This is a genomic window from Acidobacteriota bacterium, from assembly GCA_026393755.1.
Lineage (GTDB): Bacteria > Acidobacteriota > Vicinamibacteria > Vicinamibacterales > JAKQTR01 > JBAXOX01.
In genome coordinates, this window is the sequence record JAPKZO010000002.1 from 24269 (window position 1) to 46376 (window position 22108).

General features: G+C 65.2%; 22 protein-coding genes. 19 read left to right on the plus strand and 3 right to left on the minus strand.

Features of this window, described 5'->3' with window-relative positions:
- Positions 1–2: 2 nt before the first annotated feature.
- The 5 genes from smpB to rfbD all read left to right on the plus strand — a co-directional run bounded on the left by smpB (position 3) and on the right by rfbD (position 4620).
- Complete coding sequence (gene smpB / locus NTV05_00335) at positions 3–491, plus strand: SsrA-binding protein SmpB (GenBank protein MCX6542845.1); 489 nt, start codon at positions 3–5, stop codon at positions 489–491.
- An 89-nt stretch (positions 492–580) separates the two neighbouring features.
- Positions 581–1147, plus strand: coding sequence for a hypothetical protein (locus NTV05_00340; GenBank protein MCX6542846.1), 567 nt, complete (start codon positions 581–583; stop codon positions 1145–1147).
- A gap of 111 nt (positions 1148–1258) precedes the next feature.
- Positions 1259–2380, plus strand: coding sequence for a DegT/DnrJ/EryC1/StrS family aminotransferase (locus NTV05_00345; GenBank protein ID MCX6542847.1), 1122 nt, complete (start codon positions 1259–1261; stop codon positions 2378–2380).
- Between the two features lie 114 nt (positions 2381–2494).
- Entirely contained in the window at positions 2495–3760 is a 1266-nt protein-coding gene (locus tag NTV05_00350; protein ID MCX6542848.1) for a cation:dicarboxylase symporter family transporter, read from the plus strand.
- Positions 3761–3768: 8 nt separating this feature from the next.
- Positions 3769–4620 (plus strand): dTDP-4-dehydrorhamnose reductase, encoded by an 852-nt coding sequence (rfbD, locus tag NTV05_00355; protein MCX6542849.1) that lies wholly within the window; start codon positions 3769–3771, stop codon positions 4618–4620.
- Between the two features lie 103 nt (positions 4621–4723).
- Here rfbD and NTV05_00360 read toward each other — a convergent pair whose 3' ends face one another.
- Positions 4724–5821 carry an FAD-dependent oxidoreductase gene (locus NTV05_00360; protein ID MCX6542850.1) on the minus strand — a complete coding sequence of 366 codons (1098 nt, stop codon included), beginning with the start codon at positions 5819–5821 and terminating at the stop codon, positions 4724–4726.
- 81 nt (positions 5822–5902) lie between these two features.
- On the opposite strand from NTV05_00360, the gene gmd reads away from it, so the two are divergent.
- Positions 5903–6886, plus strand: a complete 984-nt coding sequence (gmd, locus tag NTV05_00365; GenBank protein ID MCX6542851.1) for a GDP-mannose 4,6-dehydratase — start codon at positions 5903–5905, stop codon at positions 6884–6886.
- A gap of 114 nt (positions 6887–7000) precedes the next feature.
- Positions 7001–8305 (plus strand): nucleotide sugar dehydrogenase, encoded by a 1305-nt coding sequence (locus NTV05_00370; protein MCX6542852.1) that lies wholly within the window; start codon positions 7001–7003, stop codon positions 8303–8305.
- 9 nt (positions 8306–8314) lie between these two features.
- Here NTV05_00370 and NTV05_00375 read toward each other — a convergent pair whose 3' ends face one another.
- Positions 8315–9682 (minus strand): methyltransferase domain-containing protein, encoded by a 1368-nt coding sequence (locus tag NTV05_00375; GenBank protein MCX6542853.1) that lies wholly within the window; start codon positions 9680–9682, stop codon positions 8315–8317.
- 13 nt (positions 9683–9695) lie between these two features.
- Positions 9696–11072, minus strand: coding sequence for a glycosyltransferase family 4 protein (locus NTV05_00380; GenBank protein ID MCX6542854.1), 1377 nt, complete (start codon positions 11070–11072; stop codon positions 9696–9698).
- Between the two features lie 153 nt (positions 11073–11225).
- Here NTV05_00380 and NTV05_00385 point away from each other — a divergent pair, with 153 nt between their 5' ends.
- The 12 genes from NTV05_00385 to NTV05_00440 all read left to right on the plus strand — a co-directional run bounded on the left by NTV05_00385 (position 11226) and on the right by NTV05_00440 (position 22104).
- A complete protein-coding gene (locus NTV05_00385; protein ID MCX6542855.1) occupies positions 11226–11585 on the plus strand; it encodes an NADH-quinone oxidoreductase subunit A in 360 nt (119 codons plus the stop codon).
- 12 nt (positions 11586–11597) lie between these two features.
- The gene (locus tag NTV05_00390; GenBank protein ID MCX6542856.1) at positions 11598–12077 is read left to right on the plus strand and encodes an NADH-quinone oxidoreductase subunit B; all 480 of its coding nucleotides are present in this window, start codon (positions 11598–11600) and stop codon (positions 12075–12077) included.
- 11 nt (positions 12078–12088) lie between these two features.
- Positions 12089–12640, plus strand: coding sequence for an NADH-quinone oxidoreductase subunit C (locus tag NTV05_00395; protein MCX6542857.1), 552 nt, complete (start codon positions 12089–12091; stop codon positions 12638–12640).
- Complete coding sequence (gmhA, locus tag NTV05_00400) at positions 12637–13221, plus strand: D-sedoheptulose 7-phosphate isomerase (protein MCX6542858.1); 585 nt, start codon at positions 12637–12639, stop codon at positions 13219–13221. The genes NTV05_00395 and gmhA overlap by 4 nt, the downstream gene beginning before the upstream one ends.
- Positions 13214–14395 (plus strand): NADH dehydrogenase (quinone) subunit D, encoded by a 1182-nt coding sequence (nuoD, locus tag NTV05_00405; protein MCX6542859.1) that lies wholly within the window; start codon positions 13214–13216, stop codon positions 14393–14395. Before gmhA ends, nuoD begins: the two co-directional genes overlap by 8 nt.
- Positions 14392–14994: an NADH-quinone oxidoreductase subunit NuoE gene (nuoE, locus tag NTV05_00410; protein MCX6542860.1), complete on the plus strand. Its 603-nt coding sequence runs from the start codon at positions 14392–14394 to the stop codon at positions 14992–14994. Before nuoD ends, nuoE begins: the two co-directional genes overlap by 4 nt.
- A 91-nt stretch (positions 14995–15085) precedes the next feature.
- A complete protein-coding gene (nuoF, locus tag NTV05_00415; protein MCX6542861.1) occupies positions 15086–16381 on the plus strand; it encodes an NADH-quinone oxidoreductase subunit NuoF in 1296 nt (431 codons plus the stop codon).
- A complete protein-coding gene (nuoH, locus tag NTV05_00420; GenBank protein MCX6542862.1) occupies positions 16378–17403 on the plus strand; it encodes an NADH-quinone oxidoreductase subunit NuoH in 1026 nt (341 codons plus the stop codon). Before nuoF ends, nuoH begins: the two co-directional genes overlap by 4 nt.
- Positions 17393–17926 (plus strand): NADH-quinone oxidoreductase subunit J, encoded by a 534-nt coding sequence (locus tag NTV05_00425; GenBank protein MCX6542863.1) that lies wholly within the window; start codon positions 17393–17395, stop codon positions 17924–17926. Before nuoH ends, NTV05_00425 begins: the two co-directional genes overlap by 11 nt.
- Positions 17927–17930: 4 nt before the next feature.
- Positions 17931–18233 carry an NADH-quinone oxidoreductase subunit NuoK gene (gene nuoK, locus NTV05_00430; GenBank protein MCX6542864.1) on the plus strand — a complete coding sequence of 101 codons (303 nt, stop codon included), beginning with the start codon at positions 17931–17933 and terminating at the stop codon, positions 18231–18233.
- Positions 18234–18241: 8 nt separating this feature from the next.
- Positions 18242–20458 carry an NADH-quinone oxidoreductase subunit L gene (gene nuoL, locus NTV05_00435; GenBank protein MCX6542865.1) on the plus strand — a complete coding sequence of 739 codons (2217 nt, stop codon included), beginning with the start codon at positions 18242–18244 and terminating at the stop codon, positions 20456–20458.
- On the plus strand, positions 20449–22104 hold the full coding sequence (locus NTV05_00440; GenBank protein ID MCX6542866.1) for an NADH-quinone oxidoreductase subunit M: 1656 nt from the start codon (positions 20449–20451) through the stop codon (positions 22102–22104). Before nuoL ends, NTV05_00440 begins: the two co-directional genes overlap by 10 nt.
- The last annotated feature ends 4 nt before the right edge of the window (positions 22105–22108 follow it).

The following is a 22108-nucleotide window of genomic DNA, read 5'->3' on the forward strand; positions in this document are numbered from 1 at the left end:
CGGTGAAGGACGACCATCAGAAGGAAGAGCGCCGGAAGGCCGAGCGCATCATTGCGGACAACCGCAAGGCGCACCACGACTATCACCTGATCGAGACGTTTGAAGCGGGCGTGGCGCTGGTCGGCACCGAGGTGAAGGCCATCCGCGAGGGGCGGGTCACCCTGCGCGACAGCTACGCGCGGGTGACCGGCGGCGAAGTGTTCGTGCACAACGTGCACATCGGGTCCTACAGCAGCCGGGGCTATGCCGATCACGAGGCGCTGCGGCCGCGCAAACTGCTCCTGCACCGCCACGAGATCCGGAAGCTCATCGGCAAGACCACTGAACGGGGCATGACGCTGGTGCCGGTCCGGATGTACTTCAAGGACGGCCGCGTCAAGATGGCCATCAGCCTGGCGAAGGGCAAGCAGGCGCACGACAAGCGCGAGACCATCCGGCGCCGGGAGATCGATCGCGAATCGCGGGCGGCCATCAAGTCGCACGGGCGGTAGACGGCTCCGGCAATTGCGGCGACCTTTGGCCGGATGCTAGCATGCTGAGGCTTCGAGTCCGGAGATTCGGCCAACGAGGAGAATCCATCGTGCTGAAGAACACCAAGCTCGTCGCCGCAGTGATTGCCCTGACGGCTCTGGTCGTGATCGTGGCGATCTGGAACTCTCGGCGCGGCGGGCAAAGCGTGACGATCGATCTGCTCGCGCAGATGGGTGACGCACAGAAGATCAGCCGGTGGACGCAGACCACGGAGACGCTGTTTGGCGTCAAGGACGTCACGATCGCCGGCACGACGCACAGGGCGATCTTCGCGCCGCCCCCCTCGCGCCTCAAGTTCAAGGTCGAAGTGCCGCGCCGGGGCGTGCTGGAAGTCTTCTACGCGCTCCGCGAAGACGCGTGGAACGTGGACGGCGACGGCGCCCAGTTCCGGATTGGCGTGTCGAACGGCCCGACTTACGAACAGTACCTGAGCGAAGCGATTAGCCCGAAGACGCGCGACCGCGACCGCAAGTGGCTACCGGCCACGATCGATCTGTCGGCCTACGAGGGTCAGATGGTCGAGATTATCCTGAGCACCGATCCCGGGCCGCCGGACAAGACAGACGCGCGGAACGACTTCTGTCTCTGGGGCGATCCCAGGATCAAAGGACGGTGACTGGCGACGGCTTCAGAACCTGCGTGGGGCGGACCGGGGACGGCTGGAAGAACGGGTTCTGAACCCGGTGATCGGCATGTGGGGAGTCAACCGATGATGAGCGCGGGCGAGATGCAGGTGCCGATGCTGGATTTGCAGGCCCAGTATCGGCCGCTCCGGGAGGAGATCCTGGCGGCGATCACCCGGGTGTGTGACAGCCAGCGGTTCATCATGGGGCCGGAGGTCGAAGCGCTCGAGCGCGAACTGGCGGCGATGCTCGAGGTGCCTTACGCGATCGGCGTCTCGTCGGGCACGGACGCGCTGCTGCTGGCGATGATGGCCCTCGGCATCGGCCACGGCGACGAGGTCATCACCAGCACGTATTCGTTCTTCGCGACGGGCGGATCCGTCGTGAGGCTCGGCGCCACGCCCGTGTTCGTCGATATCGATCCGGACACCTGCAATATTGATCCGTCCGCCCTGGCGGCAGCCATCACGCCGCGCACGAAGGCCATCATCCCGGTCCACCTGTACGGCCAGAGCGCGGATCTGGATCCGATCCTCGCCATCGCGACCCGCGCCGGCGTGCCAGTGGTCGAAGATGCGGCCCAGGCCATCGGGGCCCGCTACCACGGGCGCCCGGTCGGCGGGTTCGGTCTCATCGGCTGTTTCTCGTTCTTTCCAAGCAAGAACCTGGGCGCGTTCGGAGACGGCGGGCTCGTCACCACGGGCAGCGACGATCTGGCGGCCGTTCTCCGGCGGCTTCGCGTGCATGGCGCGGACCAGCAGTACTACCATCGCGTGATCGGCGGGAATTTCCGGATTGACGCGCTCCAGGCGGCGGTCCTGCGGGTCAAGCTGCCGCACCTGGCCGGCTGGACCGAAGGCCGGCGCCGAAACGCCGCGCGCTACGACGCCTGGTTCCGCGAACGCGGGTTGACCGACCGGGTGACGACGCCGGTGACGCGTGCCGATCGCTACCACATCTTCAACCAGTACGTGATTCGCCTGCCGAATCGGGACGCGGTCAAAGCCCACCTCGAATCCCGCGGTGTGGGCTGCGCCATCTACTACCCGGTGCCGTTCCACCAGTTGGAGTGCTTTGCCCATCTTGGCTACCGCGCCGGCCAACTCCCTCACGCCGAGAGGGCCGCGCGCGAGACGCTGGCGCTGCCGGTCTTCGGCGAGTTGACCGAGGCACAGCAGCGCTACGTCGTGGATGTGGTTGCCGAGGCCGTTGATCGAACCAGCTGAGAATCCCGCGCGCCGCCAGCATCTGCACCACGGGCCGCTCGCCAAACAGGAGCCGAACACGTGAAGGTAGCCATCTCCCACCACTCGACACTTCCGCCGGCCACGCGCAGCCGGATGCCGAGCGGCACGACTCAGATCTTCATCGGCCTGGTGCTGGGCATCGGCATCGGCTATCTCTGGCCCTCGTCGGACGTCAACGGCGTGCATGTCGCCGGATACGCCGAACAGATCAAGCCGCTGGCCGACACGTTCCTGCGGATGATCAAGATGATCATCGCGCCCCTGCTGTTCTCGACGCTGGTGGTCGGGATCGCCGGAACCGGCGACCTGAAGGCCATGGGACGGATTGGCCTCAAGGCGATCATCTACTTCGAGGTGGCAACCACGGTGGCGCTCTTCCTCGGCCTGCTGCTGGTGAACCTGTTCCAGCCCGGCGCCGGCGTGCAGGTGGGGGCGATGAGCGTGGACACGCTGCGCACGCTGCAGGAAACCAAGGCGCACAGCGGCTGGGACATGCTGGTAACGCTGTTCCCGACGTCGGTCTTCGACGCCATGTCGCGCGGAGACATCCTCCAGCTGGTGGTGTTCTCCATCTTCTTTGGCATCGGGGTCGCGGCCATCGGAGAGAAGGGCAAGCCGGTCGTCGACTTTCTCGAGAGTACCGCCCAGGTGATGTTCAAGTTCACCGGCTACGTCATGATGTTCGCTCCGGTCGGCGTGATGGCGGCCATCGCGGCCACGGTCGGCAAGATGGGGCTCGGCATCCTGCTCACGCTCGGCAAACTCGTGCTGCTGATGTACGGCGGCCTCATCGTCTTCGCGCTCATTGTGATCGGCGGCGTGTCCCTCCTGATCAGGGTCCCGTTCTTCCTCTTCCTGCGGGCCGTCAGGGAACCGTTCCTCATCGCGTTCACGACCGCCAGCAGCGAGGCCGCGCTGCCGAAGGCGCTCGAAGTGATGGAGCGGTTCGGCTGCCCGAAGAACATCGTCGGCCTGGTGCTGCCGACCGGGTACAGCTTCAACCTGGACGGCACGACGCTCTACCTGTCGCTCGCCAGCGTGTTCGTCGCGCAGTTGTTCGGGGTGCCCATGACGATCGGCCAGCAGCTGATCATGATGCTGACGCTGATGCTGACGAGCAAGGGCGTGGCGGGAGTGCCACGGGCGGCGCTCGTCGTGCTGACCGCAACGCTCGCGCAGTTCAAGCTGCCGCTCGAGGGCGCCGCGATTCTGCTGGCGATCGACCAGATTCTCGACATGGGACGCACGGGCGTCAACGTGATGGGCAACTGCATCGCCACCGCCGTCGTGGCCCGGTGGGAAGGCGTCTTCGATGACGCGAAGATGCGGGAATTCGCCGCCGGGAAACGGTCAGTGTGATGCAGCCCATGGTTCTCGTGACCGGCGCCGCGGGCCAACTCGCCCAGGCGATCATCGAAACGTTCGGCCCCGATCACCGCGTGGTGGCGTTGACGCGCGCCGAGCTGGACATCACCGACCAGTCCGCCGTCGAGGCGGCGATCGCGGCGCACGCGCCGGCTGTCGTGATCAACTGCGCCAGCGACAACGATGTGGACGAGGCACAGACGCATCCCGTGCGGGCGCTCGAGATCAACGCGTTTGGCGTGCGGGCGCTGGCTCGTGCGGTCGAGCGGATCCCCGCGACGCTCGTGCACTACAGCACGGACTTCGTGTTCGACGGAACCACGACCAGGCCCTATCTCGAGGACGACCGGACCAATCCCCAGAGCGTCTATTCGGCGTCAAAGCTGCTCGGCGAATGGTTTGCCCTCGAGGTCACACGCGGATTCGTTCTGCGGGTCGAAAGCCTGTTCGGCCCGCCGCCAGCTGGCCGCCCTGCGCGCAGCAGCCTCGAGCGCATTGTGAGCGGGATCGAGGCGGGCGTCGAGGTGCCGGTGTTCTCCGACCGGACGGTGTCGCCGAGTTATGTGCAGGACGTCGCCGCCGCGACGCGCGCACTCCTGAAGATGCAGGCCCCGGCTGGCGTCTACCACTGTGTCAACACGGGGGCGTGCAGCTGGATGGACGTGGCCCGCGAGGCGGGACGGCTGCTGGCGACCACGCCGCGGCTGCGCCCGATCACGCTCGAGGATGTGAAGCTGCTTGCGCCGCGGCCGAAGTTCTGCGCGCTCGACAACTCGCGGCTCGTTGGCCTGGGCATCGTAATGCCGACCTGGCAGGACGCCCTGGCCAGACACATCAAGGCCCGTCGCTCGTAGGGGCGTCGGAGCAGGGGCACGGCATGCCGTGCCCCTACGCCGTCGGGATGCTCCTCGTGAGGGTACGACAACGGTCTTGTAGGGGCACGGCATGCCGTGCCCTCTACAGCGCCTCCCGTACCAGCTCGGTTACCAGATTCCCGACCGCCAGACATGCCGTCAGTCCGGGCGAACTGATCCCCGCCGCGTGAATCAACCGCGGGTTGCAGCGGTCGCGCCGGATCAGGAAGTCGGCAAATGTCTCATCAGGCGCATTCAGGTCCGGCCTGATGCCGCTCCCGCCGATCCGGAGATCGGCCAGTCGAATGTCTGGCAGCAACCGGCGGGTCGGCTCGAGAAACGCCGCGAGATCGAGGCGGCCGCCTTCGTAGTCGTCCTTGCTCTGCTGATGCTGGATCGTCGGTCCGATCAACACGCTGCCCCGGGTCGTTCTGGTCAGGTGCACACCGAGGCCATGACCTGAGGCGTCGGGCAGCGGATACACCAGCGCGTTGACGAGGCCGCACCTGGACGGCGCGATTTCGGCGTACTCTCCGCGGCACGGGTGAATGGTGAACGCCTCGCCGCCGAACTGGATGGACGTGTCATCGGCATACAGCCCGGCGGCGTTGACGACGACGCGCGCCCGGATCTGCTCGCGCTCGGTGTGGACGATGATGGCGTCGTGTGCGGGATCGGCGCCAACCGACCGCGTCCCGGGCAGCAGCACGACACCGCGGCCCTCGCAGACGCGGACGAGCGCCTGAATAAGCACCTCCGGCTCGACAATCCCCGTCGTCGGCGAGTAGAGCGCGGCCACGCCGGCGGCATGCGGTTCGACGCGACGGATGAAATCCTGGCCGACCAGCCTGAGGCCCTCGACCAGATTGGCGTCGCCCCGCTGCTTGAGCGCCGGCAGCGCCTCCGCTTCCGCGTCGTCCAGCGCGACGATCAGCTTGCCGCACCGTTCGTGCGGCACGCGATGCTCAGCACAAAAGGCGTAGAGCAGCCGCGCACCCTCGACACACAGCTTCGCTTTCAGCGAGTCGGCGGGATGGTAGATGCCGGCGTGGATCACTCCGCTGTTGTGCGTGCTGGCGTCCATGCCGCACCTGGGATGCCGCTCGAGCACACATACGCCCAGCCCCGCGCGCGCCAGCGCGGCGGCGGAGGCCAGGCCGCTGACCCCTCCGCCAACGACGACGACGTCGATCGATTCCATGGAACTGATCTTACAGTTCCTTGCGTCGCGTGGTGCGATGCCCATAAAATCAGGTGCCGCAGCTGCGGCGGGGGGACGAGAATGGCGAAGCGGGCAATCATCACCGGCATCACGGGGCAGGACGGCTCGTACCTGGCTGAACTGCTGCTCGAGCAAGGGTACGAGGTCACCGGCATCATCCGCAGGCTGAGTTACCAGAACTTCGGCCGGATCGAGCACCTGCTCGATCGCGTCAAGCTGCGGCCTGCCGATCTGCTGGATCAGCTGTCGCTGGTACGGGCGATTGAGGACGTGCAGCCCGACGAGTTCTACAACCTGGCGGCGATGTCGTTTGTGCCCGCGTCGTGGGACCAGCCATTCCTGACCGGCGAATTCAATGCCCAGGGCGTGACGCGCGTGCTCGAGGCCATCCGCATGGTCAACTCGAAGATCAAACTGTACCAGGCGTCGTCGAGCGAGATGTTCGGCAAAGTCCGCGAGGTGCCGCAGACCGAGATGACCCCGTTCTACCCGCGCAGCCCGTACGGCGTGTCGAAAGTGTTCGGACACTACATCACCGTGAACTACCGCGAGAGCTACGGCCTGTTTGCGTGCTCCGGGATCCTGTTCAACCACGAGTCGCCCCGCCGGGGGCTCGAGTTCGTGTCGCGGAAGGTGACCGACGGCGTGGCGCGGATCAAGCTCGGACTCGCCGACAAGCTGTGCCTCGGTAATCTGGAAGCCCACCGCGACTGGGGATTCGCCGGCGACTACGTCCGCGCCATGTGGCTGATGCTGCAGCAGCCGACTCCAGACGACTACGTCGTGGCGACTGGTGTCAGCCATTCGGTCAAGGACCTGGTGCAGGTGGCGTTCGGGCATGCGGGGCTCGAGTGGAAGAAGCACGTCGAAGTCGACCCGAACCTGCTTCGACCGGCGGAGGTTGATCATCTGATCGGGAGCTCCGACAAGGCCCGCAAGATGCTCGGGTGGGAGCCAACTGTCGATTTCCACGACCTAATCGGCATGATGGTGGACGCGGACCTGAAGCGTCTGGCGAACTGGAAGCCCGCGACCGGCTCGTGACGTTGATGGCGGATACTGTGTTTCCAGTCCGTCATTCCGGCGTGCGCCGGAATCCAGTTGTGTTGAATTCGGTAGGATGAAACCTGCAAGAGATGCTCAAGATACTGCGAGAGGATGTCCATGAGTCTGTCTGAACGCATCCAGAACAAGACGTGCAAGGTCGGCATCATCGGCCTTGGGTACGTCGGCTTGCCGCTGGCGACGGAACTGGCCAAGGCCGGCTTTCCCGTGACGGGTTTCGACGTCGACGAACGGAAGGTCAGCGAACTGAACGCGGGCCGAAGCTACATCCCGGACGTGCCGACCGCCGAGCTGGCCAAGATCGTCCTCAACGGACGATTCAAGGCGACCACCGACATGTCGGCGCTGGGGGAGATGGACGCCATCGATATCGCCGTGCCGACGCCGCTCCGCAAGACCAAAGACCCCGACATGTCGTATATCGTCCATGCCGTTGAGGCGGTGAGAAAACACCTCCGCAAGGGACAGTTGATCTGTCTTGAATCGACCACGTACCCCGGCACGACCGACGAACTGGTCAAGCCCATGCTCGAGGAGACCGGGCTTCGTGCCGGCGTCGACTTCCACCTGGTGTTTTCGCCCGAGCGCGTGGACCCGGCCAACCCGGTGTACCTCACGAAGGATATTCCGAAAGTCGTTGGCGGTATCGACAAGACGAGCACCGATCTGGCGTGCGCCCTGTACGGACAGGTGGTCACACGAACCGTGGCGGTCAGTTCAACCGTCGTGGCCGAGATGGCGAAGTTGCTGGAGAACACGTTCCGCTCGGTCAACATCGGAATGGTGAACGAACTGGCGCTGATGTGCCACCGGATGGGGATCGACGTCTGGGAAGTGATTGACGCCGCCAAGACCAAGCCGTTCGGCTTCATGGCGTTCTATCCAGGGCCGGGACTGGGCGGGCATTGCATCCCGATCGACCCGTTCTACTTGTCGTGGAAGGCCAAACAGAGCGGTTTCGAGGCGCGATTCATCGAGCTGGCCGGGCAGGTCAACTCGTCGATGCCCGAGTGGGTCGTCTCACGGGTGGCGGACGCGCTCAACACTGTCCGAAAGGCCGTGAACGGATCCAGTATCCACCTGTACGGGGTGGCGTACAAGAAGAACGTCGGCGACATGCGCGAATCGCCGGCGCTCGACGTGATCGAGCACCTGCTGCGGCGCGGGGCGACCGTCACGTACAGCGATCCGCACGTCGCACGTTTCCGTCTCGACGGCCACGGCGAACTCTGCGCGGTTCCGGAGGCCGAGGCGTTGGCGGCGTCGCCTGATTGTGTCGTCGTGACGACCGACCACGACGCCTTCGACTACGGCGCGTTAGTCGGCAAGGCGTCGCTCATCCTGGACACCCGCAATGCCCTGCGGAAGTACCCCGGCGCGCACATCCACCGGCTATAGAGAAGAAAGCTACAGCCGTTCTGCGATCACGGCGTAGTCGCGGTTGCTGAACAACTGGCTGTTCAGGCGATCAACGTTGGCGTTGAACGTCTCAATCATCGACATGACGGCGGGTGTGATGGCGGCGTCAGAGCGGGCCGACACACGCTGGAGCTTGTGATCCGGAGAATACGGCGCCATGTACCTGACCTCGGTCCGCTGGAATCCCGCGGCGGTGACCAGGAAGCTGAGGGTGTCCGGGTGGAGTGGCCAGGCGTGTGTCACGTCGCGGATATAGCTGTCGAAGAACGCCGACCAGCACGCGGGATTGATCGTCTCGAGGACGAGCCTGGATCCGGGTCTCAGCGCGTGGAAGGCCACGTCCAGCAGCCGCATCAGGTAGCCAGGTTGAAAGTGTTCGACCACCTGCGCGGCGAACAGTCCTCCAAGTGAGCCGTCGGGCAGGCCCTCGAGATACGCCAGCGCGTCGCCCTCCTCCACGGTGAGGCCCCGGCTGCGGCACAACTCGACCATCTCGTGATTGAGGTCAATACCCCGTCCGCTGATTCCGTGGTCCCCAAGAGTCGCCAGGAATTCTCCCCGGCCGCAGCCCAGATCCAGGACGTCTGAGGCGCCCTCGAACAGCGGCAGGTACCCGGCGAGCCGCTCCGCGATGTCGTCTTCCGATCCCCTGAACTTCTGTTCGAAACCGACGTACTTGTACGCGTTGAGCGCATCCGGACTTGCCGCGGGGCGGGCGGCCGATGTTGGCAGATCGATCCGCTCTCCAGAGCCGAGCGTGCCAGTCGCCGGGTTCGCCGCCGCCTGCCCGAGCGGCAACAGCCGTTCGAGTTCCCGCTTGAGCGTCGCGCCGGTCTGCTGGACGACGGCGATGCTGGTGCGAATCTCGTCGAGCGCCGCGACCATCCGGCGCTCCCTTGTCTGCGTGGCTTCCCAGCGGAGCGCGTACACGGCATTGACCTCATCGACCGACGCGGCCAACCCCGAGTCAATCATCATCTGGTGCCGGTACCTCGTCTCGATGAGCGGATACACCTGCTGCAGGTACTGGATGACGTGGAAGTGAAACCGGGCGAGGGCATGCATCTCCTCACTCTTTGCGGCGAAGGACCAGGTGACCTGCCCGATCTCCCTCTGCACACGCCCCCGGACCCTGGCGGCTAGCCTGCTGAGCATCCTCCAGCCGATGATCGGGAGGCGCAGGATCGTCGCCGGCGATTGCTGATCGACCTCGGGAAGCGGCGCTGACGGAATCGGAAAGAGCTTCGGGACCGCGTGGTCGACGGCCGCAAGGGCCTCCCGATACCCGCGGTCAGCCTGCTCGCGGGCGGCGGTCAGTCGGCTGGCTTCGTCCGGGTGTTGCTGTTCCTCAGACACAATCCACTCCTCTCTACAACCAGTCCAGCGCGACTCCGATGTGGCTGGCAATTGCCCGGGCCTGCTCGGTGCCATCGGCGACCAGATCCCCCGGCCACGGCGGGTGTGGATTCTGCTCGGATCGGCGTGTGCGTTCGAGCAACGCCTCATAGTCCTGCGCCATGATCTCGATCGTGTGGTGCCGGCTCCAGTACCGCCTCGCCGCGCTGCCGAGTTTTTCGCGAAGCTGACGGCTTTCGGCCAGCCGACGGATCGCAAGCCTCAGCATGGGCACTTCGTCGGTCAACTCGACGACGAACGCAATCGGTTCGCGATCCTTGAGCGGCCGGTCACCCACGGCCAGCGTGTCCATCGACTGCGGGTCGATGGCGGGCACGTCTGTCAGATGCGCCAGGCCGCTGATCACGGTGGGCTTGCCCGCCGCCAGACAGCGAAGCCACGCCGCGGATGTCTCCCGGCCCGTCGGCCAGCGGAGGCATAGACATGCGTCAGCCAGCGCCAGATACCGTCCCAACTCGCTGTTCGGCACGTAGCCAGTGACAACGACGCGGTCGGCCACTCCGTTCACCGCCGCATCGCGGAGGACATCGTAGTAGTCGGCCGTCGCGCCGACGCACAGGAGCCAGGGATCCTGAGCACATCCCGACGCGACGACCTGGCCGAGCGCCTTGACGATCGCCGGAAGCCGTTTCTCGGGCGTTGCGCGTCCGAATGCGACAAACACCACGGCCTGCTCCGGAATACCCAGCGTCGCCCGCAGGCCGTCGATTCGGCCGGCCTCTCCCACCGTCAGATCCCGGACGCCCTGCCGAATCGGGACGATCGTCGCCCCCGCATGCTTCTCTGACAGTTCTTCGGCCAGCAGTTGATTGTGGACTGCCGCGACGCGGGCCGCCTCGATCGGAATTCTGACCATGGGATGATCGTAGTACATCGAGCCGATCGCCTCTCCCATTCCGCAGATCACCACTTCGTGCAGCGCGCGGGGGGCTTGCGGATGACAGTACGAGAACTCCGCGCGGTACTGGTCGAGGCGACCCCTGTCAATGAGGTTCCCGGCCCGTGCCTGATGCAACTGCCCGTCATGGATCACGGCCAGCCCTGGGTATCGCACCATGTACGGCCAGATGTAGTCGTGGCAACGCTCGTTTCCCAACTGGTAGACGCACGCCGCAAACGGCTCCGTGGCGTGGCGCCAGGGGAAGTCGTGGGCGCCGCGGACCAGTACGCCCGCGACGGGGTCGGTTCCCGCCGCGCCGCGTCGGCGGTCCCCGTCGTCGACAAACGCCTCGATCTGGTGACGGGATGCCAGTTGCGGGAGAAGCTCCGCGCAGTAGGCGGCAATTCCCGACCGATCCGGCGGCAGAGGACTGAACCACGCAACGCGCATAGGCCCTATCACCGTAGCACGAGTTTATCTTGCCCACGCTCCCTCAGGACCCTTTCTCCCTCTCCTCGCGCCTTGCCGATCGGGCGCCTCGACGCCCAAGATGCCAAACCTATTGCCGCCAGGGTCCTTCGTCCGCTAGCATGAATGCGACTTATGCAGGGCTGGCTGTCGATTGTCCTTCTGGCTCTCCTGGGCGTGGCGTTCGCCCTGGGGTCGATCATCATGGCGAGGCTGTTCGGGCCGCGCCATCCGACCGCCGAGAAGGAGGCGCCGTACGAGTGCGGGATGCCGCCGGTTGGCGACGCGCGGGAACGCCACTCGGTGAAGTTCTACCTCGTGGCGATGATCTTCCTGCTGTTCGACATCGAGGTGGCGTTCCTGTATCCCTGGGCGATGGCGCTGCGCGATTTGCGATGGGCCGGGTTTGTCCAGGTGCTGGTGTTTTTCGCGATTCTCGTGGCCGGCTACACCTATGTGTGGAAAAAGGGCGCGCTGAAGTGGGACAGGCCCTGAGATGAGACCCCGATGGCACCGATGATCGAGATTCCGGTTCTGACGACAACCGTCGAGAAGATGGCGCAGTGGGCGCGCCGATCGTCGGTGTGGCCGGTGACATTTGGCCTGGCGTGCTGCGCGATCGAGATGATGTCGATGAGCGCGTCTCGGTACGACATCGCCAGATTTGGGGCCGAAGTGTTCCGGGCTTCGCCGCGCCAGGCGGATCTGATGATTGTGGCTGGCCGGCTGTCGCGGAAGATGGCGCCGGCGTTGCGGCGCATCTACGACCAGATGCCCGAGCCGAAATGGGTAATTTCGATGGGCTCCTGCGCGTCCTGCGGTGGCGTATTCGACAACTACGCCATTGTCCAGGGCGTCGACAAGGTGGTGCCGGTCGACGTGTTCGTGCCCGGCTGTCCCCCACGGCCGGAAGCGTTGCTGTACGGGATCATCTCGCTGCAACGGAAGATTGACCAACAGCGGGCGTTCGAGTACCCCCGCGGATAGTCGTCAGGTCCATGGATTCACGCGCCATTGTCGCTGCCCTGGAGACTCTTGTGCCCGGCGCCCGCGTCGAGGCCGTCGCCGCCATCGATCAGCCGACCGTGCTGGTGGGCGCCGAATCGCTGGTCGCCGTGTGCACAGCGTTGCGCGACGCGCCGGAATTCCGCTTCGCCGCCCTGGTCGACATCGTCGGCGTCGACATGATGCCGAGAGTGCCGAGATTCGACGTCAACTACAGCCTCGTGGCCACCACCGTGGTCGCGAGACTGCGCGTCAAAGTGCAAGTGGACGGCGAGACCCCCAGGCTCCCAACGGTGGTGGGCGTCTGGCCAGCCGCTGGATTCCTGGAGCGCGAGGTCTGGGACCTGCTGGGCGTGACGTTTGACGGACACCCTGACCTGCGGCGGTTGCTGACGCCGGACGACTGGACAGGGCATCCGCTCCGCAAGGACTATCCGGTGCAGATCGACGCTCCCGTCAAGGTGCACGAGCCGCTGCAGATGACCGAGGAGCAGTTCCGCGCCAACATCCGGAACGACCGGCAGACTCGAAAGGGCGGGGCATGACGGCCAGCGAGTTCGCCGAGGTCGTCTCGCGGACGCTCACTGCGGCCGTCCGGCTGCATGAGCAGGCCCGGACCTCGTCTGTCGACGCGACCGTGGCGGCCACTGTGGCGATCGTGGCGTCGCTTCGCAGCGGCGGGAAGATCCTCGTGTGCGGCAACGGAGGCAGCGCCTCGGACGCCCAGCATGTCGCGGCCGAACTGGTGGGGCGCTTCGAGCGGGAGCGGCCCGCGCTGCCGGCGATCGCGCTGACCACGGACACGAGCATCCTGACGGCGATCGGCAACGACTACGGTTTCGATCGGGTGTTTGCGAGACAGGTCGAGGCGGTGGGCCGCGCTGGAGACGTCCTGCTCGGTATCTCGACCAGCGGCGGGTCGCCGAACGTGCTCGAGGCAATCGGCGCGGCGAAATCGCGAGGCCTCACCACAGTCGCCCTCACCGGCCGCGACGGCGGAGTCGTGGGCGCGGCGGCTGATATCCACATCAACGTGCCGTCGCCGTCGACCGCGCGCGTGCAGGAAGTGCACCGGACGCTGCTGCACGCGATGTGCGAACTGGTCGAACGGGAGCTGTATGCCTGATCTTCGCACCGAGATCCTGACCGTCAACATGGGGCCGCAGCACCCCAGCACGCACGGCGTGCTGCGGCTGGTGCTGGAGCTCGACGGCGAGACGGTGCTGTCGGTGCTGCCGACAATCGGCTACCTGCACACCGGCATCGAGAAGACGATGGAGCAGAAGAAGTGGCAGCAGGTCGTGCCGCTGGTCGAGCGGATGGACTACCTCAGCTCCCACTCGAATACGTTGAGCTACGTGCTGGCGGTCGAGAAGCTGCTGGGCCTCGAGATGCCGGAGCGCGTGCAGTGGATTCGCGTCCTGCTGGTCGAACTGCAGCGCATCAACAGCCATCTGGTCTGGCTTGGCACGCACGTGATGGACCTGGGCGCCATCACCGTGATGCTCTACACGTTCCGCGAGCGCGAACTGATCCTCAACGTCAACGAATTGATTGCCGGATTCCGGATGTTCCCGAGCTACATCCGCGTGGGCGGATTGCGGGAGGATCTGCCGGACGGGTTCCACGCCGCGGTACGAAGCATCCTCGATCTGATGCCAGGCAAGATTGACGAGTACGAGGACCTGCTCACCAAAAACCAGATCTTCATCAATCGCACGCGCGGCGTCGGCACGCTGTCGAAGGCCGACGCGCTGGCGTGGGGGCTGGTCGGGCCGATGGCCCGCGGATCCGGCGACACCTACGACGTGCGGAAGGCCTTCCCGTATTCCGGATACGACACATTTGAGTTCGACGTGCCGATTGGCGCCAGCGGCGACGTGTTCGACCGCTTCCTGATTCGCGTCGACGAGATGCGGCAGAGTGTGCGGATCTGCCGGCAAGCGATCGACCGCATCAGCCCGCGCGGCATCTTCGCGGCCGGCGATCCGCGGGTGACGCCGCCGCCCAAGGACAAGGTCTACGCCGAGATGGAAGCGCTCATCCAGCACTTTCTGATCTACTCGCAGGGATTCACGGTGCCGGCCGGCGAGGCGTACGTGCCGGTGGAGGGACCGCGCGGCGAGCACGGCTGCCACGTCGTGTCGGATGGCGGCAACCGGCCGTGGCGCGTCAAGATGCGGTCGCCGTCGCTGATGGCCTGTCAGGCCATCGAGGCGATGGCCAAAGGCGGCCTGATTTCGGATCTCGTCGCCGTGATTGGATCGAGCGACGTCATCATGGGAGACGTGGACCGGTGACCTTTCACCCGAGCATGCCGTACGACACCGGGCTTCACAAGTCGGAGCGCCGGCTGCCCGAACAGGGTGAGCCATTCGCCTTCACGGCCGAGAACCGGGCGCGCCTCGAGGAGATCGCCGGGCGCTATCCGCCCGAGCGACGCCGATCGGCCTTGCTGCCGGCGCTGTACCTGGTGCAGCGCCAGCAGGGGTACATTTCCGGGCACGCGATGGCGCACGTGGCAGAGGCGATCGGCGTCACGCCGGCCGAGGTCGAGGACGTCGTGTCGTATTACGCGATGTTCTATTCGCAGCCGGTCGGCAAGTACGTACTCCAGGTATGCCGGACGCTCTCGTGCGCGCTCAATGGCGCGGAGCGGGTGACCGAGGCGCTCTCGGCCAAGCTTGGCATCAAACCCGGCGAGACCGATGCGACGGGCCTATTCACGCTGATGGAAGTGGAGTGTCTGGGCGCCTGCGATCGGGCGCCGGTCGTCATGGTGAACGACCACTGGCACGAGTGTCTCCAGCCCGGAGATGCCGCGAAACTGGTCGACGATCTGCGCGCGAAAGGGCCGGACGCGGTGACGGGATGCCATTTGTGTATGGAGAAGAAGTAGTCGGTAGTCAGTAGACCGTAGAAGCAAGAAGCAGGAAATTAGGCGTAGGGGCACGACATGTCGTGTCCGAAAGCGTCAGTTCATCGTGCGTATGTTTGAACCAGTCCTCACCAGTTTCGTCCGCGAGCCGAACAGCTTCACGCTCGACGTGGCGCTCCGGCACGGGGCCTACGAGGGGCTGCGCGAGGCGCTCGCCATGGCGCCCGCCCAGGTTATCGAGATCGTGAAGGCCTCGGGGCTGCGCGGCCGCGGCGGAGCGGGTTTTCCGGCCGGCATGAAGTGGGGCTTCGTGCCGAAGGATTCCCCGAAGCCCAAGTACGTGTGCTGCAACGCGGACGAGAGTGAGCCCGGCACGTTCAAAGACCACGTGCTGATGGAGCGCAACCCGCATCTGGTCCTCGAGGGCTGCGCCATCAGTTGCTTCGCCATCGGCGCGAAGGTCTCCTACATCTACATCCGCGGCGAGTTCCACCACGTGGCAGACGTGCTCGAGTCGGCGATTGCCGAGGCCAGAGCCCGGGGCTACCTCGGGCAGAACATTTTCGGCAGCGGATTCGACTGCGACATCTTCGTGCACCGTGGCGCCGGTGCGTACGAGGCGGGCGAGGAGTCGGCGCTGCTCGAGTCGCTCGAGGGCAAGCGCGCTCAGCCGCGCCTGCGGCCGCCGTTCCCCGCGGTGGTGGGTCTCTACGGCTGTCCGACCGTCATCAACAACGTCGAGACGCTGGCCAACGTGCCGGCGATCATCACGAAGGGGCCCGAGTGGTTCGCCGCGCTTGGTCCCGACAAGAACGGCGGGCCGAAACTGTACTGCATCAGCGGGCACGTGGTTCGTCCCGGCGTGTACGAAGCACCGATGAGAACGACGGTCCGGCAGCTGATCAACGACTACGCCGGGGGCGTCCGGCAGGGCCGAACGCTCAAGGCGGTGATTCCGGGCGGGTCGTCCACGCCGGTGATGCTGCCCGACGCGATTGACTGCGAGGCCAGCTACGACGGCATCGCGAAAGCCGGCTCGATGCTCGGATCGGCCGCGATGATCGTGATGGACGACACCACGTGCATGGTGTGGGCGGCGGCCAATCTGATTCATTTCTACCGCCACGAGTCGTGCGGCAAGTGCACGCCGTGCCGTGAAGGCGCCGACTGGATGCTGAAGATCCTGCTCAAGATCGAGCGGGGTGAAGGCGAAATGCGCGACCTCGAGTTGCTTCAGAGCGTGGCCGGCAACATCGCCGGCAAGACCTTGTGCCCGTTCGGCGATGCGGAAGTGGCGCCGGTGCTGAGCACGCTTCGGCATTTCCGGCACGAGTACGAGGCGCACATCCGCGAGGGACGGTGTCCGCTGCCGGCGGAGTGGCGGTGCGGAGGGGGACACGCGCGATGATCCCGCTGTATATCGCCCAGTTCGGCATCATCGTCGTCGTCTTCGGCCTGCTGCTGGTCGCGGCGGCCATCATGGTGTACTCGGAGCGCAAGGTAGCGGCCTTGATCCAGCAGCGGTATGGCCCGTACCTGGTCGGGCCCAAGGGCGTGCTCCAGCCGATTGCCGATGTCATCAAGCTGATCTTCAAGGAGACGCTGCGCCCGAAAGGGGCCGATCGCGCCCTGTTCATGCTCGCCCCCCTGATCTCGGCGACGGCCGCATTCACCGCGTTCGCCGTCGTGCCGTTCGGGGCCGAGACGGATCTGTTCGGCCTGATCGATCACAAGATCAGCCTGCAGGTGGCTGACGTCAACGTGGCCGTGCTCGTCCTGTTCGCGGTGACCTCGGTCAGCATCTACGGCATCGTGCTGGCCGGCTGGAGCTCCAACAGCAAGTACTCGCTGTTTGGCGCGCTGCGTTCGGCCTCGCAGATGATCAGCTACGAACTGTCGTACGGATTGTCTCTGGCCTCAGTGCTCGTCGTCGCCAACTCGCTGTCGCTCACCGAAGTGGTCAACGCACAGAGCGGCGCCTGGCTCGGGTTCATCCCGCGGTGGTTCGTCTTCCTGCAGCCGGTCGGCTTCGTGATCTTCATGATCGCGGGCGTCGCGGAGACCAACCGGGCGCCGTTCGACTTTCCGGAGGCCGAGCAGGAACTGGTCGCCGGATATCACACCGAATACAGCAGCACCCCGTTCATGATGTTCTTCCTCGCCGAGTACATCAACATGGTGACGACGGCCGCGGTGGCGACCGACCTGTTCCTGGGCGGCTGGCACGGACCCTGGCTGCCGGAATATCTCGGCTGGATCTGGTTCGTCGTCAAGATGGGCGCGATTCTGTTCTTCTACATCTGGATGCGCTGGACGCTGCCGCGCCTGCGCTACGACCAGTTGATGATTTTCGGGTGGAAGGTGATGCTGCCATTGGCCGCCCTGAACCTGATCGTGACGGCGGCGGGGGTCATCTACTTTGGGAACTGAACTGCTGCTCTTCTATCTGCTGGCTGGCGTGGCGGTGGCCGCGTCGCTGCTCGTGGTGCTGGGGCGCAACCCGATGCACAGCGTGCTGCTGCTGATCGTGTCGTTCGGGGCCCTGGCCGCGCTCTACATCACGCTCGACTCGCCGTTTGCCGCGGTGATCCAGATCATCATCTACGCGGGCGCCATCATGGTGCTGTTCCTCTTCGTGGTGATGCTGCTCAACGCGCACAAAGAGGACGAGCAGGTGGCGATTGGCGCGCCTGAGATGAAGAAGCCGCTCTACTTCGGCGCGGCGCTGGCGGTGGTGCTCGCGGCCGAACTGGTGTGGGCCCTGGCGCGCACGAGCGGGGCGCAGGATGACCTGCTGACCGGGGGCGCGGCGCCGGACGCGGCGGCAATCGGATCGGTTCGCGGGCTCGGGCAGTTGCTGTTCACCGATTACGGGTTCGCCTTCGAAGTGACGTCAATCCTGATCATCGTGGCCATGCTAGGGGCCGTGGTGCTGGCCAAGCGGGAGTTGTAGGGCGATGGTGTCACTCGAACACTACCTGATCCTGTCGGCCATCCTGTTCGCCACCGGCACGGTGGGCGTCTTCCTGCGCCGAAACGTGATCACGATGCTGCTGTCGATCGAGGTGATGCTGAACGCCGTCAATCTGGCCTTCATCGCGTTTGGCCGCACCATCGGATCGGCCGACGGCCAGGTCATCATGTTCTTCGTCGTGACCGTCGCGGCCGCCGAGGCCGCTGTCGGGCTCGCGCTGGTCATTGCGCTCTTCCGGCATCGCGAGACGCTCAATCCGGACATGTTCACCAGCTTGAAGTGGTGAGGGGATTCGTGCTGCGCCTGATTCCGCTGCTGCCGTTTGTCGGGTTCCTGATCAACCTCTCGCTGGGCCGCCGCCTCTCGAAGAGGCTCTCGGGCGCTGTCGCGTGCCTCGCGATGTTCGGCGCGTTCCTCGCATCGGCATGGTCGGTCTGGACCCTCGTTCAGATGGCCCCCGATTCGCGTGGCATCGTCGATCGCGTGGCGCCGTGGATCGAATCCGGAGCTCTGTCGATTCCGTTTACGCTGCGCCTGGATCCGCTCGGCGCCGTCATGGTGCTGGTCGTGACCGGCATCGGTTTTCTGATTCACCTCTATTCGACCGCCTACATGCACGAGGAGCGCGCCAGCGAGTACGCGCGCTACTTCTCGTACCTCAATCTGTTCGCGGCATTCATGCTGGTGCTCGTGCTCGGCGCCAGCTTCCCGGTGATGTTCGTGGGCTGGGAGGGCGTGGGCCTCTGTTCGTACCTGCTGATTGGTTTCTGGTTTTCGAAGAAATCCGCGTCGGACGCAGGCAAGAAGGCGTTCATCGTCAATCGCGTCGGTGACTTCGGATTCCTGCTCGGCATGTTCATGATCTGGGTCCAGTTCGGCACGCTCGACTTTCAGGCCGTGGCCCACCAGGCGGGACAACTGCCGCCCGAGACGGTCTTCGGCACCCTGTCGATCGCCACGTTGCTGCTGTTTGTCGGCGCCGCAGGCAAGTCTGCCCAGATTCCCCTCTACGTCTGGCTGCCCGACGCGATGGAAGGCCCAACGCCGGTCTCCGCGCTCATCCACGCCGCGACGATGGTGACCGCGGGCGTGTACATGATCGGGCGCAATGCGGTGCTCTTCAGTCATGCGCCGGACACGATGGCGGTGGTCGCCGGTATCGGCGTCGCGACGGCGCTGATGGCGGGCACGATCGGGCTGGTGCAGAACGACATCAAGCGGGTGCTGGCCTACTCGACCGTATCTCAACTGGGGTTCATGTTCGTTGCCATGGGCGTCGGGGCGTTTGCGGCCGGTATCTTCCATCTCTTTACGCACGCGTTCTTCAAGGCGCTGTTGTTTCTGGGATCTGGCGCCGTGATTCATGCGCTTGCCGGCGAGCAGGACATCCGGAAGATGGGCGGCCTGCGCCGGGAACTGCCAGTGACGTACTGGACGTTCCTGATCGGATCCGTGGCGATTGCCGGCGTGCCGTTTTTCTCCGGGTTCTTCAGCAAGGACGAGATTCTGTGGAAGGCGTTCTCGGGGGGCCACTACGCCGTGTGGACCGTGGCCGTCTTGACGTCGCTGCTGACGGCCACGTACATGTTCCGCCTGGTGTTCCTCACATTTCATGGTTCGCGTGCCGTGACCGATTCCGGACACGGCTCGGCGAACCATGATCCCGCCGTAGCTGGCGCTCACGGTCATGGAGCCAGCGGAGGCGGACCACATGACGCCGGTAACCACTCCCACAACCAAGGTGGCGGCCGGCATCTCCACGACGCCCCGCCGGCGATGGCCATTGCGCTCATCCTGCTCGCGGTCGGCTCGGTCGTGGCCGGCTACATCGGATTCCCCAAGGTCCTCGGCGGCAGCAATCGCATCGAGCAATTCCTCGAGCCGAGCTTTGCCGTGCCGGGCATCGAAGCCGGCGGCGGCCTCGCCGAAGCGACGGGCACAGCGAGCGCAATCCCACCGGCCGAAGGCCACGCCGAAGCCCCCCCGACAGCGGGAGGCGCTGGTCACGCCGAAGCCCTTCGACCCTTCGACGGGCTCAGGGTCGTCCCGAGCAACGTCGAGGGGCGACAAGCTCAGGGCGAAGGCGGAAAGGCGGATGGTCCAGGCGCCACAGCGGAGGAGCATCGCGCCGAACTCTCCCTGATGGCGTTTTCGAGCGGGATCGCGATTGCAGGAATCGGTCTCGCCGGGTTCTTCTTCCTGCGCCGGCGTGACGTGACCGATCGCATCGCGGCGAACTTCGCCGGCATTCACCGCCTGCTGCTCAACAAGTACTACGTCGATGAGGCGTACGACGCGGTCATCGTGCAGCCGATCTTCCGCGTGTCGGAACGCGGCCTGTGGAAGATCGTGGATGCCGGCCTGATCGATGGCGCGGTCAATACGGCCGGCGCATCGGTGAGCGGATGGAGCGAAGTGCTGCGGCGGCTGCAAACGGGTTCGATTCGAGCGTATGCGCTCTCGATTGTCGTGGGCGTGGTTGTGATTCTCGGATACTACGTATGGCGGTAGTGCCCATGCTCTCATTGCTCATCGCGCTGCCGCTGGTCGGCGCGGTGCTCCTGCTGCTCATCCGCAATCCTGACGGCGGGCGCGACCGGCTCGTCTACTGGGCCGCCCTGGGGATGTCGCTGGTCGAGTTTCTCGGGACGCTGTGGCTGTGGGCAGGATTCGATCCGAGCCGTGCGGACTTTCAGTTCGTCGAGCGCGTCGACTGGATCCCGTCGTTCGGCATCCAGTACGCCGTCGGCGTCGACGGCATCAGCCTGTTTCTCGTCGTCCTGACCGGGTTTCTGACGCCGCTGGCGTTGCTCTGCTCGTGGGAGTCGGTGCGCAGGAAGGTGAAGGAGTTCTGCTTCTTCATGCTCGTGCTCGAGAGCGCGATGATCGGCGTCTTCCTGTCGCTCGACATGTTCCTGTTCTACGTGTTCTGGGACGCCATGCTCATCCCGATGTACTTCCTGATCGGGGTGTGGGGCTACGACCGTCGCGTCTACGCCGCCGTCAAGTTCATCCTCTACACGATGGCGGGGAGCGTGCTGATGCTGGTCGCCATCCTGGGGCTGGCGTACACACACGCGGTCGCCACCGGCGGGACGTACAGCTTCAGCTACGAAGCACTCCTGCAGATCGCGGTGCCGCAGCATCTGCAGTTCTGGTTCTTCCTGGCCTTCGCGCTCGCCTTCGCGATCAAGGTGCCGCTGTTCCCGTTCCACACGTGGCTGCCGGACGCGCACGTCGAAGCACCCACCGCCGGGTCGGTCATTCTGGCCGGCGTGATGCTGAAGATGGGCACCTACGGGTTGCTGCGGTTTGCGTTCCCGCTGTTCCCGTACGCCGCGGTGTACTTCGCGCCGTATCTGGCGGCGCTGGCCGTCATCGGTATCGTGTATGGAGCGCTGGTGTCGATGGTCCAGCCCGACATGAAGAAACTGGTGGCGTACTCGAGCGTCAGCCACCTGGGCTTTGTCGTGCTCGGCCTGTGCGCGATGAACGTGCAGGGCGTCCAGGGCGCGGTCTACCAGATGTTGAACCACGGTGTGTCAACCGGCGGGCTCTTCCTGATCGTCGGCATGCTGTCGGATCGCCGCCATACGCGATTGATCTCGGAGTTCGGCGGCCTCAAGCACGTGACGCCAAGACTCGTGGCGGCCTTCTTCGTCATCACGCTCTCGTCGATCGGTCTGCCAGGCCTCAATGGGTTTGTGGGGGAGTTCCTGATCCTGATCGGCGCGTTCCGATGGGATCCTCGATTCGCGGCGGTGGCCGCGACGGGCGTGATTCTCTCCGCCGTCTACATGCTCTGGATGTTCCAGCGTGTGAACTACGGGACGGTGACCAACCCGAAGAACGAGGGCCTCAAGGATCTGAGCGTGCGCGAGCGGTGGGTGATCTGGCCCATCGTCGCCATGACGATTGTGATGGGCGTCGTGCCCTCCATGTTCCTGAACCCGATGCGTCCGGCCATCGAGCGCGTGGTGGCGCGCATGGCCGAAGCACAGCCGGCCAGAACGGTGCGGCTGGTTCCGGCTGTCCAGGTGGACCCGAACGGCGCTGCAGAAAATGGGGTCAGACCCCATTTTACGAAGAATGAAAAATGGGGCCAGATCCCAATCTCGGTCGCGAAAACAGGTCCGACCCCGAACGCGGTCAGGTGAAGAG

Excerpts from the sequence above, each read along its gene's own strand:
- gmhA (MCX6542858.1), top strand. The coding sequence starts at position 12,637 with ATGACGGCCAGCGAGTTCGCCGAGGTCGTCTCGCGGACGCTCACTGCG.
- NTV05_00380 (MCX6542854.1), bottom strand. The coding sequence starts at position 11,072 with ATGCGCGTTGCGTGGTTCAGTCCTCTGCCGCCGGATCGGTCGGGAATT.
- NTV05_00370 (MCX6542852.1), top strand. The coding sequence starts at position 7,001 with ATGTCCATGAGTCTGTCTGAACGCATCCAGAACAAGACGTGCAAGGTC.
- nuoH (MCX6542862.1), top strand. The coding sequence starts at position 16,378 with ATGATCCCGCTGTATATCGCCCAGTTCGGCATCATCGTCGTCGTCTTC.
- NTV05_00350 (MCX6542848.1), top strand. The coding sequence starts at position 2,495 with ATGCCGAGCGGCACGACTCAGATCTTCATCGGCCTGGTGCTGGGCATC.
- NTV05_00390 (MCX6542856.1), top strand. The coding sequence starts at position 11,598 with ATGGCACCGATGATCGAGATTCCGGTTCTGACGACAACCGTCGAGAAG.
- NTV05_00360 (MCX6542850.1), bottom strand. The coding sequence starts at position 5,821 with ATGGAATCGATCGACGTCGTCGTCGTTGGCGGAGGGGTCAGCGGCCTG.
- NTV05_00345 (MCX6542847.1), top strand. The coding sequence starts at position 1,259 with ATGCAGGTGCCGATGCTGGATTTGCAGGCCCAGTATCGGCCGCTCCGG.
- NTV05_00385 (MCX6542855.1), top strand. The coding sequence starts at position 11,226 with ATGCAGGGCTGGCTGTCGATTGTCCTTCTGGCTCTCCTGGGCGTGGCG.
- nuoD (MCX6542859.1), top strand. The coding sequence starts at position 13,214 with ATGCCTGATCTTCGCACCGAGATCCTGACCGTCAACATGGGGCCGCAG.
- rfbD (MCX6542849.1), top strand. The coding sequence starts at position 3,769 with ATGGTTCTCGTGACCGGCGCCGCGGGCCAACTCGCCCAGGCGATCATC.
- NTV05_00395 (MCX6542857.1), top strand. The coding sequence starts at position 12,089 with ATGGATTCACGCGCCATTGTCGCTGCCCTGGAGACTCTTGTGCCCGGC.
- NTV05_00440 (MCX6542866.1), top strand. The coding sequence starts at position 20,449 with ATGGCGGTAGTGCCCATGCTCTCATTGCTCATCGCGCTGCCGCTGGTC.
- nuoF (MCX6542861.1), top strand. The coding sequence starts at position 15,086 with ATGTTTGAACCAGTCCTCACCAGTTTCGTCCGCGAGCCGAACAGCTTC.
- gmd (MCX6542851.1), top strand. The coding sequence starts at position 5,903 with ATGGCGAAGCGGGCAATCATCACCGGCATCACGGGGCAGGACGGCTCG.
- nuoK (MCX6542864.1), top strand. The coding sequence starts at position 17,931 with ATGGTGTCACTCGAACACTACCTGATCCTGTCGGCCATCCTGTTCGCC.